General features: G+C 70.8%; 11 protein-coding genes. 6 read left to right on the plus strand and 5 right to left on the minus strand.

The window, feature by feature from the left end; all coding sequences use genetic code 11:
- Positions 1-8: 8 nt before the first annotated feature.
- The 3 genes from ACWCSV_RS11790 to rhaI form a co-directional block, all read right to left on the minus strand.
- The gene (locus tag ACWCSV_RS11790) at positions 9-1,505 is read right to left on the minus strand and encodes a rhamnulokinase (protein ID WP_451141017.1); all 1,497 of its coding nucleotides are present in this window, start codon (positions 1,503-1,505) and stop codon (positions 9-11) included.
- Positions 1,506-1,702: 197 nt separating this feature from the next.
- Positions 1,703-3,748, minus strand: a complete 2,046-nt coding sequence (locus ACWCSV_RS11795) for a bifunctional aldolase/short-chain dehydrogenase (protein ID WP_451141019.1) — start codon at positions 3,746-3,748, stop codon at positions 1,703-1,705.
- 74 nt (positions 3,749-3,822) lie between these two features.
- Positions 3,823-4,989 carry an L-rhamnose isomerase gene (gene rhaI, locus ACWCSV_RS11800; RefSeq protein ID WP_451141021.1) on the minus strand — a complete coding sequence of 389 codons (1,167 nt, stop codon included), beginning with the start codon at positions 4,987-4,989 and terminating at the stop codon, positions 3,823-3,825.
- A 353-nt stretch (positions 4,990-5,342) separates the two neighbouring features.
- Between rhaI and ACWCSV_RS11805 the strand changes: the two genes are divergently transcribed.
- The 6 genes from ACWCSV_RS11805 to ACWCSV_RS11830 all read left to right on the plus strand — a co-directional run bounded on the left by ACWCSV_RS11805 (position 5,343) and on the right by ACWCSV_RS11830 (position 11,679).
- Positions 5,343-6,872 carry a sugar ABC transporter ATP-binding protein gene (locus ACWCSV_RS11805; RefSeq protein ID WP_451141023.1) on the plus strand — a complete coding sequence of 510 codons (1,530 nt, stop codon included), beginning with the start codon at positions 5,343-5,345 and terminating at the stop codon, positions 6,870-6,872.
- 2 nt (positions 6,873-6,874) lie between these two features.
- Positions 6,875-7,924, plus strand: coding sequence for an ABC transporter permease (locus tag ACWCSV_RS11810; RefSeq protein WP_451141177.1), 1,050 nt, complete (start codon positions 6,875-6,877; stop codon positions 7,922-7,924).
- A complete protein-coding gene (locus tag ACWCSV_RS11815) occupies positions 7,917-8,954 on the plus strand; it encodes an ABC transporter permease (protein WP_451141025.1) in 1,038 nt (345 codons plus the stop codon). Before ACWCSV_RS11810 ends, ACWCSV_RS11815 begins: the two co-directional genes overlap by 8 nt.
- A 127-nt stretch (positions 8,955-9,081) precedes the next feature.
- Positions 9,082-10,170 carry a rhamnose ABC transporter substrate-binding protein gene (gene rhaS, locus ACWCSV_RS11820; RefSeq protein ID WP_451141027.1) on the plus strand — a complete coding sequence of 363 codons (1,089 nt, stop codon included), beginning with the start codon at positions 9,082-9,084 and terminating at the stop codon, positions 10,168-10,170.
- An 88-nt stretch (positions 10,171-10,258) separates the two neighbouring features.
- Positions 10,259-10,579, plus strand: a complete 321-nt coding sequence (locus tag ACWCSV_RS11825) for an L-rhamnose mutarotase (RefSeq protein ID WP_451141029.1) — start codon at positions 10,259-10,261, stop codon at positions 10,577-10,579.
- Positions 10,580-10,650: 71 nt separating this feature from the next.
- On the plus strand, positions 10,651-11,679 hold the full coding sequence (locus ACWCSV_RS11830) for a LacI family DNA-binding transcriptional regulator (protein WP_451141031.1): 1,029 nt from the start codon (positions 10,651-10,653) through the stop codon (positions 11,677-11,679).
- 200 nt (positions 11,680-11,879) lie between these two features.
- Here ACWCSV_RS11830 and ACWCSV_RS11835 read toward each other — a convergent pair whose 3' ends face one another.
- Both ACWCSV_RS11835 and ACWCSV_RS11840 read right to left on the minus strand, forming a co-directional pair.
- Positions 11,880-12,518 (minus strand): DUF998 domain-containing protein, encoded by a 639-nt coding sequence (locus tag ACWCSV_RS11835; protein ID WP_451141033.1) that lies wholly within the window; start codon positions 12,516-12,518, stop codon positions 11,880-11,882.
- Between the two features lie 194 nt (positions 12,519-12,712).
- On the minus strand, positions 12,713-14,575 hold the full coding sequence (locus ACWCSV_RS11840) for an ABC transporter ATP-binding protein (protein ID WP_451141035.1): 1,863 nt from the start codon (positions 14,573-14,575) through the stop codon (positions 12,713-12,715).
- Between the last annotated feature and the right edge of the window lie 213 nt (positions 14,576-14,788).

A 14,788-nucleotide genomic window follows, 5' to 3' on the forward strand; every position in this document is an offset into this window, starting at 1 on the left:
GCCGCCCCTCACCCGCCGGGACGACCCTCCAGCCGGGCGGCGGCCGCGTCCCAGGCGGCGGCGTCACCGCGGGGGCGGTAGTGCCGCAGGTGCTGGGTGGTGGCGACGAGGCGGCGCATCGACGCCAGGTCTCCGACGAGTCCGGTGGACCTGGCCTGGACGAGGATGTTGCCGAGCGCGGTGGCCTCGGTGGGTCCGGCGACGACGGGCAGCCCGGTGGCGTCGGCGGTGAGCTGGCAGAGCAGGTCGTTGCGCGAGCCCCCGCCGACGAGATGGACACGGGTGATGTCGCGGCCTGCCAGCTCGGCGGCCTGACGCAGCGTACGCCGGTGGGCGAGCGCGAGGCTCTCCAGGATGCAGCGGACCAGAGGGCCCTGGCCGTCGGGGACCGGCCGGCCGGTGCGGCGGCAGTACTCCTGGATGCGGCCCGGCATGTCGCCGGGGGCCATGAACTCGGGGGCGTCCGGGTCGATGAGCGCGGCGAACGGCGTGGCCCGGGCGGCCTCGGCGAGCAGGGCCGGGATGTGCGTGGGCAGCCCCTGCTGCTCCCACGTGCGCCGGCACTCCTCGAACAGCCACATGCCCATGATGTTCCGCAGATAGCGGATGGTGCCGTCGATGCCTCGCTCGTTGGTGAAGTTGGCCGTCCTGGATGCCTCCGTCAGCACTGGAGCGTCCAGTTCGAGGCCCGCCAGCGACCAGGTGCCGCAGGAGATGTAGGCGAAGTCCGGTTCGGTGGCCGGGACGGCGACGACGGCGGACGCGGTGTCGTGCGAGGCGACGGTGGTCACCGGGGTACGGGGGTCCAGACCGGCGTACGCGGCGACGTGCGGCAGCAGCGTGCCGGCCGGGTCGCCCGGCGCCCGCAGCGCGGGCAGCAGCGCGGGGTCGATCCCGAGCGGTTCGAGGATGTCCTTGGACCAGCCGCCCGTGCGGGCGTCCAGGAGACCGGTGGTGGAGGCGTTGGTCTCCTCGGCGCCGACGGAACCGGTCAGCCAGTGGACGAGCAGGTCGGGCACGAGGAGCAGCGTGCGCGCGGCACCCAGCTGGGCGCTCCCGGCGGCGGAGGCGAGCTGGAACACGGTATTGAACGGCAGGTGCTGGAGGCCCGTGATCCGGTACAGCTGCTCGGGGCCGACCGTGGCCCACACCCGCTCGGCCACGCAGTCGGTGCGGGTGTCCCGGTAGTGGTGGGGCGAGCCGAGGAGTGCGCCGTCCGCGTCGAGGAGCCCGTAGTCCACGGCCCAGGTGTCCACGCCGATGGAGCTGACGCCGCCGGTCCGGGCCGCCTCGCGCAGCCCGTCGAGCACCCCCTGGAAGAGGGCGAGGGCGTCCCAGCGCAGTCCGTCGGGCAGGCGCACGGGAGTGTTGGGGAAGCGGTGCACCTCGGTGAGATCGAGATTGTCCGGGCCCACCCGGCCCAGGATCACCCGTCCGCTGGTTGCGCCGAGGTCGACCGCGGCGAACGTGGAACGGAATGCCGAGGAGGGCGGTGTCGTGGTCACGGGAATCGCCTCCGCGGCGAACGGCTGATCGAGGTCCGGGGATCGGTGATCAGGAGAGGTCAGTAGGAGAGGAGAGGAGAGGAGAGGAGAGGAGAGGAGAGGAGAGGAGAGGAGAGGAGAGGAGAGGAGAGGAGAGGAGAGGCGGGCCGGGGGTGTCCGGGTGCCCGACCGGCACCCGGGCACCCCCGGACGGAGCGTCAGCGCAGGAAGGCCGCCGCCACTCCCGCGTCGACCGGGACGTGAAGCCCGGTGGTGTGGGTGAGGTCGCCGCCGGTGAGCGCGAAGACCGCGTTGGCGACGTGCTCGGGGAGCACCTCCCGCTTGAGGATGGTGCGCTGGGCGTAGAACTCGCCGAGCTTCTCCTCCTCGATGCCGTAGGTCGCGGCACGCTGGGCGCCCCAGCCCGCGGCGAAGATGCCGGAGCCCCGGACGACCCCGTCGGGGTTGACGCCGTTGACACGGATGCCGTGTTCGCCGAGTTCGGCGGCGAGCAGCCTGACCTGGTGGGCCTGGTCGGCCTTGGTGGCGGAGTAGGCGATGTTGTTCGGTCCGGCGAAGACGGCGTTCTTGGAGGCGATGTAGACGATGTCGCCGCCGAGACCCTGCGCGGTCATCACCCGGGCGGCCTCGCGCGAGACGAGGAACGAGCCGCGGGCCATGATGTCGTGCTGGAGGTCCCAGTCCTTGGCCGTGGTCTCCAGGAGCGGCTTGGAGATGGAGATCCCGGCGTTGTTGACGACCAGGTCCACACCGCCGAAGGCGAGGGCGGCGGCCTTGAACGCCTCGGTGATCTCCTCCTCGGAGGTGACGTTCACCGTGACGGCGACGGCCTTGTCGGGGCCGCCCAGTTCCTCGGCGACGGCCGCGGCGGTCTCCGCGTTCAGGTCGGCGACGACGACGCAGGCGCCCTCGGCGACGAGACGGTGCGCGATGGCCTTGCCGATGCCGCTGCCGGCGCCCGTGACGAGCGCGACCCGGGTGGCGAGCGGCTTCGGCTTCGGCATCCGCTGGAGCTTGGCCTCCTCCAGTGCCCAGTACTCGATGCGGAACTTCTCCGACTCCTCGATGGGCGCGTAGGCGGAGACCGCCTCGGCGCCGCGCATCACGTTGATGGCGTTGAGGTAGAACTCCCCGGCCACCCGGGCGGTCTGCTTGTCCTTCCCGAAGGAGAACATGCCGACGCCCGGCACCAGCACGATCGCCGGGTCGGCCCCGCGCAGGGCGGGGGAGCCGGGGATGGCGTGCCGGTCGTAGTAGGCGCGGTACTCCGCCCGGTACTCCTGGTGCAGCTCCTTCAGCCGTGCGACCGCCTCGTCGAGCGGGGCGCCGGCCGGCAGGTCCAGGACCAGCGGGCGCACCTTGGTACGGAGGAAGTGGTCCGGGCAGGACGTGCCGAGGGCGGCGAGCCGGGGGTGTCCGGTCCGGGACAGGAAGTCCAGGACGGCCTCGGTGTCGTCGAAGTGGCCGACCTGCGGGCGGTCCTGGGACGCCAGCCCGCGGATCACGGGGGCCAGGGCGGCGGCGCGCTCCCGGCGCTCGGCCTCGGCCAGTGGCTCGTACCCGGCGAGCACCGGGCCGAAGGGCTCGGCCTTGCCCTTCCGCGCGAGGTACTCCTCGGCGGTACGGATGATGAAGAGCGAGTTCGCCTCGCACTCCTCGGAGGTGTCGCCCCACGCGGTGATGCCGTGGCCGCCGAGGATGCAGCCGGCGGCCTGCGGGTTCGCCTCCCTGACCGCCGCGATGTCCAGGCCGAGCTGGAAACCGGGGCGGCGCCAGGGCACCCAGAGGACCTTGTCGCCGAAGCAGTCGGCGGTCAGCTTCTCGCCGTCCGAGGCGCAGGCCAGCGCGATGCCCGAGTCCGGGTGGAGGTGGTCCACGTGTGCGGCGCCGACCAGGCCGTGCATCGCGGTGTCGATGGAGGGGGCCGCACCGCCCCTGCCGTGCAGGCAGTAGTCGAAGGCGGCGACCATCTCGTCCTCGCGCTCCACCCCCGGGTAGACGTTCTTGAGGGCGAGCAGCCGGTCCAGCCGGAGCGCGGCGAGGCCGGATTCGGTGAGGGTGCCGAGGTCGCCGCCGGATCCCTTGACCCAGAGGAGTTCGACGTCGCCGCCGGTCGCCGGGTCGGTCCCGGTGCCCTTCGCGGAGGTGTTGCCGCCCGCGTAGTTGGTGTTGCGCGGGTCGGAGCCGAGACGGCGGGAACGTGCGATCAGCGCGGCGGCCGTGGTGTGGATGGCGGAGGCCATGGCAGGAGTCCTTCGGGATCTGGGGGTGCGGGACAGCGGGAGGGGTGTGGTCGGACACGGCCTGGCGGCGTGTGTCAGGCTCCCCAGCCGGCCTGGTCGCCGCCGACGCGGTCGGCCGCGATCTTCTCCTGCCAGCCGGACGTGCGGTAGGCGGCGACCGGGTCGGGTGCGAGGCCCCGCTCCTCACGGAGTTCGCGCAGCAGGGGGCGTACATCGGTGTTGTAGGCGTCCATCAGTACCTCGTTGGAGCCGAGTACGTCCCCGGCGCGCTGGGCGGCGGTCAGCGCGTCCGTGTCGACGAGCAGGGCCTTGGCCGTCGCCTCCTGGACGTTCGTGACCGAGCGGATGACGGCCGGGATCTTCGCCTCGATGTTGTGGCACTGGTCGAGCATGAAGTTGACGTTCGTCTCGGAGGCGAGCCCGCCGTTCTTGACCACCTCGTGCATGATCCGGAAGAGCTGGAAGGGGTCCGCCGAGCCGACCATCAGGTCGTCGTCGGCGTAGAAGCGGGAGTTGAAGTCGAAGGCGCCGAGCTTCTTCTCGCGCAGCAGCGTCGCGACGATGAACTCGATGTTGGTGCCCGGGGCGTGGTGCCCGGTGTCCACGACGACCTGCGCCTTCGGCCCCAGCTTGAGGCAGTGCGCGTACGCGGTGCCCCAGTCCGGAACGTCCGTCGTGTAGAAGGCGGGCTCGAAGAGCTTGTACTCCAGCAGCAGCCGCTGGTCGTCGCCGAGGCGTTCGTACACCGCGGTCAGCGCTTCGGCCAGCCGGTTCTGACGGTCCGCGATGTCGTCCTGGCCGGGGTAGTTGGTGCCGTCCGCGAACCAGAGCTTCAGGTCCTTCGAGCCGGTCGCGTCCATGATGTCGACGCACTCCAGCAGATGACCCAGGGCCTTGGTGCGGACCTTCGCGTCCGGGTGACAGACGCTGCCGAGCTTGTAGTCGTCGTCCTGGAAGGTGTTGGTGTTGATCGCACCCAGTTCCAGGCCGCGCTCCTCGGCGTACGCGGCCAGCGCGCCGAAGTCGTCGACCCGGTCCCACGGGATGTGCAGGGACACCACGGGTGCGATCCCGGTGAACTCGTGGACCTTCGCCGCGTCGTCGAGCTTCTCGTACGGGTTCCGGGGCACGCCGGCCTGCGCGAACACCTTGAAGCGTGTACCTGAGTTGCCGTAGCCCCAGGACGGTGTCTCGATCCGCTGGCTGGTGAGTGCGGCCTTCACTGCGGCGATGTCAGGCATGTCCACCTCGGGATGTGCGGGCGGCCCGAGCAGCAGCCGCCGGGAGGAATGTAATGAATCGATTCATTGCGTGGGAGAAGTTAGTCGCCCGCGTGAGGGCCGTCAAGAGTTCCGGCGAGGTAGCCGGCGCGTTACCGGATCGTGTCTTCGCTCCGGCCACAACTGCCTCGCTGCCCCCGCATGCGCAGTTCAGGGCCGAGGGTTGGTGGATCCGCCGGATGTGCCGGATGTTTCGCGGTGTTCGGTGCGGAACACCCCTTGACGTGTTCGACAAGGCGGGGCTAGCTTCCCGGCAACTCCACTGAAACATTTCATGTCGGGCCTTCCGTCCGACACAAGCACGGGAGAGATCCATGACGCACCCCGAACCGGAGACGACTCCGGTGCTCGCGCTGGAGGGGGTGAGCAAGTCCTTCGGTGCCGTACGGGCCCTGCGTGGCGTGTCGCTGCGGCTGTACGCCGGAGAGGCGCACGCCCTCGCCGGCGAGAACGGCGCCGGGAAGTCGACCCTGATCAAGGCACTCGCCGGCGTGCACCGCCCCGACGCGGGCACCGTGCTGCTGGACGGAAAGCCCGTCGTTTTCCACGGCCCGGCCGACGCCCGCGACGCGGGAGTCGCGGTGATCTACCAGGAGCCGACTCTCTTCCCGGACCTGTCCGTCGCGGAGAACATCTTCGTGGGCCGCCAGCCCCGCCGCTCCCTCGGCCGGGTCGACCACCGTGCGGTCAAGCAGGCGGCGTCCGACCTCTTCGCGCGCCTCGGCGTCGACCTCGACCCCGATCAGCCGGCCCGCGGCCTCTCCATCGCCGACCAGCAACTGGTCGAGATAGCCAAGGCGTTGTCCTTCGACGCCCGTGTGCTGATCATGGACGAACCGACCGCCGCGCTCACCGGCGGCGAGGTCGCCCGGCTGTTCGGCGTCGTAGCGGCGCTCCGCGCGCAGGGCGCGGCTGTGCTGTTCATCTCGCACCGCCTCGAAGAGATCTTCGCGCTCTGCCAGCGCGTCACGACCCTTCGCGACGGCGCCTGGATCTCCAGCGAGCCGCTCGACGGTCTGGGTGAGGACGACCTGGTCCGCCGCATGGTCGGCCGTGATCTGGACGAGCTCTACCCGAAGCAGGTCACCGAGACCGGCGAAGTCGCCCTCAGTGTGCGCCGGCTGACCCGTGAGGGCGTCTTCACCGACATCTCCTTCGAGGTCCGCCGCGGCGAGATCGTCGGCCTCGCCGGCCTGGTCGGCGCCGGACGCAGCGAGGTGGCCCGCGCCGTGTTCGGCGTCGACCGCTTCGACGGCGGCGAGGTCGAGGTCCTCGGCAAGAAGCTGAACCCCGGAGCCCCGAGCCTGGCGATGGCCGCCGGACTCGCCCTCGTACCCGAGGACCGCCGGGCGCAGGGCCTGGTGATGGACATGTCCATCGAACGGAACATCGGCCTCACCGGCTTCGCCGAGACCACCCGGGCCGGACTGATGAACCGCGGCGCCGAGCGCGACCGGGCGGTCGACTGGGCGGTCAAGCTCCAGGTCAAGTACGCCCGCCTCGCCGATGTCGTCGGGACCCTCTCCGGCGGCAACCAGCAGAAGGTCGTGCTCGCCAAGTGGCTGGCGACCCGCCCGCAGGTGCTCATCGTGGACGAGCCCACCCGCGGCATCGACGTCGGCACCAAGGCCGAGGTGCACCGGCTGCTCTCCTCCCTGGCGGCCGAGGGCGTGGCGGTGCTGATGATCTCCTCCGACCTCCCGGAGATTCTCGGCATGGCCGACCGGGTGCTGGTGATGCACGAAGGACGGCTGACCGCCGAGATCCCCCGGTCCGAGGCGACCGAGGAGACCGTGATGGCGGCGGCGACCGGCCGTGCCGCCCGAGGAAGGAACGCGGCATGACCATGGCTGCAGAGCCGGTGCGGCACGAACCCGCACCCGAGTCCGTCGCCTCGCGACGACTTGTCGACAAGGTGTTCAAGGCCCGCGAACTGGCCGTCGCCCTCGTCCTCGTCGTGATGCTCGGCGTCACCCAGCTCTCCAACACCGAGTTCCTGTCCGAACAGGGCATCAAGGACCTGATGCTGAACGCGACCATCCTGGTCCTGGTCGCGGTCGGCCAGGCGGTGGTGGTCATCACCCGCAACGTGGACCTCTCCGTCGGTTCGGTCCTCGGCATCTCCGCCTTCGGCGCGGGCGTCTACCTCCAGGACGGCGGAAGCCCCCTGGTCGCGGTCGTGATCGCGGTCGCCCTCGGCGTGCTCTTCGGCGTCCTCAACGGCGCCCTGGTCAGCCTCGGCAAGGTGCCCGCACTCGTCGTCACCCTCGGCACCCTGTACATCGTCCGCGGCATCGACTCCATCTGGGTCGGATCCCGCCAGATCACCGCCGACGCCCTGCCCGACGGCTTCGTCGACTTCGGGCACGACGGGATCTGGGTGCTGCCCTACCTCGCCCTGCTCGCCGTCGTCGTGCTGGTCGCGGTCGCCTACTACCTGCGCAGCTACCACAGCGGACGCGATCTCTACGCGCTCGGTTCCAGCCCCGAGGCCGCCCGGCTCGCCGGCATCCCCGTACGGGCCCGGATCATGACGGCGTACGTGCTCTGCGGCGCGCTCGCCGGACTCGCCGGCGCGCTCTACCTCGCCCGCTTCGGCAACGTCGACTCCGCCACCGGCAACGGATACGAACTCACCGTCGTCAGCGCCGTCGTCGTCGGCGGCGTCGCCTTCACCGGAGGCTCCGGCACCGTCTACGGAGCCGCCCTCGGCGCCCTCCTGCTCACCTCGATCAACAGCGTGCTCCCGGCCATCGGCGTCAGCTCCGTCTGGGTCACCGCGATCAACGGCATCCTGCTGCTGCTCGCGATCGCCGCAGACCGGATCCTGGCCCTGCGGGTAGCCGCCGGGCTGCGCAAGAAGGCCGCACAGATGAGGAGCGCCCGCCATGTCTGACACCACCAAAAACGCGTCCGCCCAGCCCCCGGCCCTCGCCCGACTCGGCCAGGCGGTCCGCTGGGACACCGCGGTCGGCGCGCTGCTGCTGACCCTGCTGATCTGCTCGTTCTCGTTCGTCGACAACTTCGGCAACGCGCTGAACCTGTCGTTCCTCATCGGCAACACCCTGCCGATCGCGCTCATCGCCCTGCCCATGACCATGCTGGTGGTCTCCGGCGAGGTCGACCTCTCCGTCGGCTCCACCGCAGGCCTCTCGGGTGCCGTCATGGGGGCGCTCTGGAACAACGGCATGGCGATCGAGACGATCATCCCGCTCTGCCTGGTCCTCGGCGTGGTCTGCGGTCTGGTCAACGGACTGCTCGTCACCCGGCTCGGACTGCCCTCGCTCGCCGTGACCATCGGCACCATGGCGGCCTACCGGGGCATCGCACAGATCATCCTCGGCTCCGACTCGGTCACCGACTTCCCCACCCAGTACCTCGACTTCGGCGCCGGCCGGATCGGCTCCACCTTCATCCCGTACGCCGCCATCCCCTTCGTCGTCCTCCTCGTCGTGGCCGTACTCGTCCTGCACGCCACCCCGGTCGGCCGCTCGCTCTTCGCCACCGGCGCCGGCGAGGACGCCGCCCGGTTCTCCGGCATCCGCGTCAAGCGCCTCAAGCTCTCGATGTTCGTGACCACCGGCGTGATCTCCTCGCTCACCGGCGTGTTCTGGGCCCTGCACTACGCCAGCGCCCGCTACGACAACGCCACCGGGCTCGAACTCTCCGTCATCGCCGCCGTGCTGCTCGGCGGCATCGACTTCGACGGCGGCAAGGGCACGCTCGGCGGCGCCATCGCCGGTGTGCTGCTGCTCGGCACCCTGCAGAACGTCATGAGCCTGGTCAACGTCTCCGCCCAGTCCCAGATCGTGGTCACCGGCGTCCTGCTGGTGATCTCCGTCCTGGCTCCCCGGGTCGGCCGCCAGGCCGTCCAGGCGCGGGCCCGCAGGAAGACGTCCACCGTGCCCTCGCCCGGCAGCTCCTGACCCTCCCGTACCTCGCACCTCCACACGCCCGCACCACCCCGGGCGTACCGAGCCCTGCGCACCCCCGTCACCGTTCGGGCAACCGCCCGGCAGCCCCTGCCGCTCGCGGCAGCGAAAGGAAACCGCCATGTTCTCCGCCACCGCCAGAAGCGTCCGGCTGACCGCCGCCCTCGCCACCGCCGCCGCCCTCGCCCTCGGCGCCACCGCCTGCTCGGGCACCACCAAGGACTCCGCCGGCAAGGAGGCCGGCCCGGCCGCCGCCACCGGCAAGGCGGACCCGAACAGCGCCACCAAGAAGGGTCTCACGGTCGCCTTCCTGCCCAAGCAGGTCAACAACCCCTACTTCACCACCTCGGACAACGGCGGCAAGAAGGCCCTGGCCGAGCTCGGCTCCACGTACAAGGAGGTCGGCACCAGCAGCGGCACCGACACCTCCGGCCAGGTGAGCTACGTCAACACCCTGACCCAGCAGCAGGTCAACGCCATCGCCGTGTCCGCCCAGGACCCGGGCGCCCTGTGCACCTCGCTCAAGCAGGCCATGAAGAACGGCGTCAGCGTCGTCACGTACGACTCCGACACCCAGACCGACTGCCGCCAGGTCTTCGTCTCCCAGGCCAGCGCCGAGGACCTCGGCCGCACCCAGATCCAGCTGCTGGCGAAGCAGATCGGTGGCAAGGGCGAGATCGCGATCCTCTCGGCGGCCCAGACGGCCACCAACCAGAACACCTGGATCGACTTCATGAAGGACGAGCTGAAGAAGCCGGAGTACAAGGACATCAAGCTCGTCAAGACCGCGTACGGCGACGACGACGCCCAGAAGTCCTTCCAGCAGACCCAGGGCCTCCTCCAGGAGCACCCGGACCTGAAGGGCATCGTCTCGCCCACCACCGTCGGCATCAAGGCCGCCGCCCAGTACCTGTCCGGCTCCAAGTACAAGGGCAAGGTCAAGCTGACCGGCCTCGGCACGCCCAACGACATGCGCGCGTACGTCAAGAACGGCACCGTCGAGGGCTTCGAGCTGTGGGACCCGGCCAAGCTCGGTGCGCTCGCCGCCCACACGGCCGTCGCCCTGCAGTCGGGGCAGATCACCGGCGCGGAGGGCGAGACCTTCAAGGCCGGCGACCTCGGGTCGTTCACCATCGGCAAGGACGGCGTCGTCTCGCTCGGCGCGCCGACCGTCTTCACCCAGGACAACATCGACCAGTTCCAGTTCTGATCCCCGCTCTCCCTCCGGTCCAGGAGAAGCCGTGGGGCCGCGACCGGCCGTCGGGGCGGCCCCACCCCCGTTCGAGAAAGGCGTCACCGTGCAGCGTGTCTGCTTCCTGCTGAAGGTCCGGGCCGAACGGATCGAGGAGTACCGCCGACGGCACCAGCCCGTCTGGGCCGAGATGCGGGCCGCTCTCACCGAAGCGGGCTGGCACAACTACTCGCTCTTCCTGCGCGAGGACGGCCTGCTGGTCGGCTACCTGGAGACCCCCGACTTCGAGAAGGCCCGCGCCGCCATGGACGCCACCGACGTGAATGCCCGCTGGCAGGCGGAGATGGCGGACTTCTTCGAGGCACTCGACGGACAGGCACCCGACGCGGCCATGCGACCGCTCACCGAGGTCTTCCACCTCGTCTGAGGACCGTGTGGCCCTCCCGGCGGGGCACCGCCAGGAGGGGAGAACGCGACACGAAGGATCGGGTGGGACCGGTGGCGGCAGGCGCAAGAGCGGTGAGCATCAAGGACGTGGCACGCGAGGCAGGCGTCTCGGTGGGCACCGTCTCCAACGTGATCAACAAGCCGGAACACGTGTCCGAGGAGACCCGGCGGCACGTGAAAAGGGTCATCGCGGCCCTGGGATACGTACGCAGCGAGCACGCCCGTCAACTCCGGGCGGGACGCAGCCGCATCATGGCGCTGCTCGTCCTCGACATGGGCAACCCCTTCTTCGTCGACATCGCCAGGGGAGCCGAACGCGCGGCCCGGGCCGCCGGCCTGGGAGTCATGGTCTGCAACAGCGACCAGAACCCCCAGGACGAGGCGGAGTACCTCGGCCTCTTCGCCGAACAGCGCGTCCGCGGAGTGCTGGTGACCCCTGCCGACTCCGACGGAAGCAGCCTCCGGGAGTTCCGGCGCCACGGCATCCCCTTCGTCCTCGTGGACCGCGTGGCCGGGGACGGCGACGGCTGCTCCGTCTCCGTCGACGACGTCGCCGGCGGCGCCCTGGCGGTCCGTCATCTGACGGCGGCGGGACACCGGTCCCTCGCCTACGTCAGCGGACCGGGCCACCTGAACCAGGTGCGGGACCGGCGCACCGGCGCCCTCACCGCGCTCGCCGAGGCCGGCCTCCCTCCCGAGGCGATGCGGGAGGTTCCTGCCGCGCGTCTCGACGTCGCGGCGGGACGCGACGCCGGAGCCCGGCTGCTGGGACTCGCCCAGCGCCCCACCGGTGTCTTCTGCGCCAACGACCTTCTGGCACTGGGGGTGTTGCAGTCCCTGTACGCGGCCGGGGTGCGGGTCCCCGAAGACATGGCGATCGTCGGGTACGACGACATCGAGTTCGCCGCGGCGGCGACGGTCCCCCTCACCTCGGTGCGCCAGCCCGCGCTCACCATCGGTGCGCGGGCGACCGAGCTGCTGCTCCTGGAGGCGGCCGAGGACGCGTTCGCCCACCGCCACGAACGCGTCGTCCTCCAGCCCGAGCTGGTCGTACGTCAGTCCACCCTCATCCCGCGGTGATTCCGCCGGCGTGCCCGCCGACGCGTGTTGAAACGATCCACCGGCCCACGGCGATCCACCGGCCCACGGCGATCCACCGGCCCACGGCGATCCACCGCCCCGCCCGCCCCGCCCGTCATACGGCCTCCGGCCGCACCCCGGGCGCCCTGCGACGGGGCACGGCAGCGGGCGTCACGGCGGTGCCCCGTCGCGTCCCCCGGTCAGCGGCCGGGCTCCTGACCGCCGATCCTCCGGGCGCAGGAGAGGACCACGACCAGGGGCCAGAACGACTGGACGAACGTGATGACACGCTCGGCCGCCCCCGCGATGTCGAGCACGAAGAGGGCGAGCAGGAACCACGCCCCGCCCAGCCACATCAAGGTGGTCGCACCGACGGAGGGACCGGGCCGCAGGCCCCACGGCACGGTTCCCCCCGAGACCGGGACCAGCCGGCCCGGCGGGCGCTGCGCCTCCCGCCGCGCCGCCAGTACCGGCCACAGCGCCAGCAGTGAGAACCCCACCGTCACGACGACCCCGTGCGCGAACGATCCGCCGCTCACCGGTGCCGGGAAGAACGCCAGCAGCATCGCGGAGAGCCCGCCGCCCGCCAGGGCCAGCCGGCCGAACGGCGCGGCGGGACGCAGCCCGCAGGCGGTGACCACATGACAGAGGCCCAGCGCCACCAGGGCCGTCGTCATCACCCAGTACCCGCGCGTCCCGTCGGCGGCGAGGATGCTGATGGTGGTCGAGGCGGGGTCGTAACGGGGTCCCTCGAGCTCCGCCGAGACCGACCAGCCGCCGACGAGCAGGATCGGAGCGCACACCGAGGAGAAGAGGACCCACCAGGGGACATATCGCATCGGTGAACGGTAGAACGTGCACGGCCCCCGGTTCCCGCTGTACACGCAGGCGGCGGCGCTGATCAGCCTGGCGGAGGTCCGGCGGCCGTACCGCTTCCCGGGCGCATCCGGCACGGTCCGGGGGCGGCGGCCGGGTGCCGCCCCCGGTCTCAGGTGATCCGGCCCGATCCGGACACCGCTCGGGCGGTGTCCGGCTACGCCTCCAAGGCTGCTCCGGCGAGGGATTCCCCGGCCGCTCCCGCGCCCGGTTCCGTGGTGGCGGACTCGTCGAGGAACCCACCGGACTGGTGCTGCCACAGCTTGGCGTAGGCGCCCTCCGCGGTCAGCAGCTGCTGGTGCGTGCCCTGTTCGACGATCCGGCCCCGGTCGAGGACCACCAGCCGGTCCATGGTGGCGACGGTGCTCAGGCGGTGCGCCACCACGAGAGCCGTCCGTCCCTCCATGAGCCGCCACAGGGCGTCCTGGACCAGGATCTCGCTCTCCGAGTCCAGGGCGCTGGTCGCCTCGTCGAGCAGCAGGATCGGCGCGTCACGGAGGATCGCCCGGGCGAGAGCGACCCGCTGGCGCTGGCCGCCCGAGAGCTTCACCCCGCGCTCGCCCACCATGGTGTCGAAACCGTCCGGGAGCGCGTCCGCGAACTCGGTGACGTGCGCCGCCTCGGCCGCCCGGCGGATCTCGGCGTCGGTGGCGCCGGGACGGGCGAAGGCGATGTTCTCCCGCAGGGTGCGGTGGAACATCGCGGGGTCCTGCGGGACGTACGCGATCCTGCTGCGCAGGTCGGCCCGGCGCAGCTTGCTGATGTCCTGACCGCCGATCAGGATGCGGCCCCCTTCGATGTCCGCCATCCGCAGCAGGAGCCGGGTGAGCGTGGTCTTGCCACCGCCGGACCGGCCGACGAGACCGATCTTCGTTCCTCCGGCGACGTCCAGGTCGAGGCCGTCGAAGAGCGGCCTCCCGCCCGTGTGCGCGAAGGTCACCTTCTCGAAGCGGACGTCCGATCCCTCGTTCCGCAGCGGTTCGGGGGACGCGGGGTCGAGGACGGTCGGTGGTTGCATCAGCAGTTCGGTGAATTGTGCGGCCTCCGTCATCGAGCTCTCCAGACGGCGGTAGATCTGGTTGAACTCGAACATGATCCGGGTGGCGTTGGCGTAGTAGGTGAAGGCGACGATGATCGCCTCCACCCCGAGGTCCCCGCCCGCGAGAGTGATGGCGAGCATCAGGCCCACCACATTGGTCAGTACGGAGAGCGGCGCCACCAGGGTGTCGATGCGCAGGTTGCCGTAGTCCCACGAACGCACCATGAGACGGCGCAACTCGCCTACCCGGGAACGGTGTTCCGCGGCCTCGCGGTCCTCTGCGGCGAAGGACTGGACCGTCTCCATGTTCGTCAGGCTGTCGGCGACGTGGCCAGACACCCGGGCGATCGCCTGCTCGCGCTTGGCGACGATCGCCTGACGGCGCCGGATCAGGGGCGTCACGATCAGCGCGGTGAGCGCGATGAGCGTCAGGAGCCCGACCACCAGCAGCGGGTCGTAACTCCACAGCACCACCGAGGCGAACGCCAGCGGCACGAGGTTGCCCATGATGGAGAACGTCAGCGTGTCGACGAACTCCTCGAAGCGGGAGGCGAAACTCAGGACCCGCTTGGTCAGCGATCCGGCGAAGTTGTCGTGGAAGAACGCGGAGTCCTTGACGAAGATCTCGTCCATACCGGTGACGTAGAGGCGCGCGATGCCCCGGCCTTCGACGCGGTTCAGGCAGTGGAGTCCGATCCGCCACAGCGTCTCCGAGAACAGCAGGACCCCGGCGAACCCGAGGACGTACGGCAGCATCGGGCCGACGCCGACGTCGCCCCCGTCCTTCCCCGCCACGTGGCCCACGAGCTTGGCGACGATCAGCGGGGCGATGTAGTAGAGGCCGATGTTGCCCAGGGCCGGCAGCAGCAGAGCGGGCGCGGCCACCCGTCGCAGCCGGGTGAGTTCCCGGGTGTAGTAGCGGAGGGCGAGGAGTACCGAGCCCTTGCTCGGCAGGCCTTCGCCCGATTCGATTGATCCCATCGCGACCCGTTTCGTCCTGTGGTGAGTGAGCAGAGCGGAGTCTCCCGTAGCCGTCGGCGCAGGGTCCAAGGGTTTTTGTCCAGTTCTGTCGCCTGGAACGGCTCCGCGGAGCGACTTACGGAGACCACGAGGGCGGCTTTCCGCACCAGCTGTGACGCCCGCCCACCGGGTCGACGACAGCGGCCGTCCGGTGTGTGGCCCAGGGTGGGGCGC

The sequence above is a fragment of the Streptomyces sp. NPDC001770 genome (assembly GCF_053596135.1).

Coding starts and splice junctions, on each gene's coding strand:
- ACWCSV_RS11840 (WP_451141035.1), bottom strand. CDS start 14,575: ATGGGATCAATCGAATCGGGCGAAGGCCTGCCGAGCAAGGGCTCGGTA.
- rhaI (WP_451141021.1), bottom strand. CDS start 4,989: ATGCCTGACATCGCCGCAGTGAAGGCCGCACTCACCAGCCAGCGGATC.
- ACWCSV_RS11835 (WP_451141033.1), bottom strand. CDS start 12,518: ATGCGATATGTCCCCTGGTGGGTCCTCTTCTCCTCGGTGTGCGCTCCG.
- ACWCSV_RS11795 (WP_451141019.1), bottom strand. CDS start 3,748: ATGGCCTCCGCCATCCACACCACGGCCGCCGCGCTGATCGCACGTTCC.
- rhaS (WP_451141027.1), top strand. CDS start 9,082: ATGTTCTCCGCCACCGCCAGAAGCGTCCGGCTGACCGCCGCCCTCGCC.
- ACWCSV_RS11815 (WP_451141025.1), top strand. CDS start 7,917: ATGTCTGACACCACCAAAAACGCGTCCGCCCAGCCCCCGGCCCTCGCC.
- ACWCSV_RS11805 (WP_451141023.1), top strand. CDS start 5,343: ATGACGCACCCCGAACCGGAGACGACTCCGGTGCTCGCGCTGGAGGGG.
- ACWCSV_RS11810 (WP_451141177.1), top strand. CDS start 6,875: ATGGCTGCAGAGCCGGTGCGGCACGAACCCGCACCCGAGTCCGTCGCC.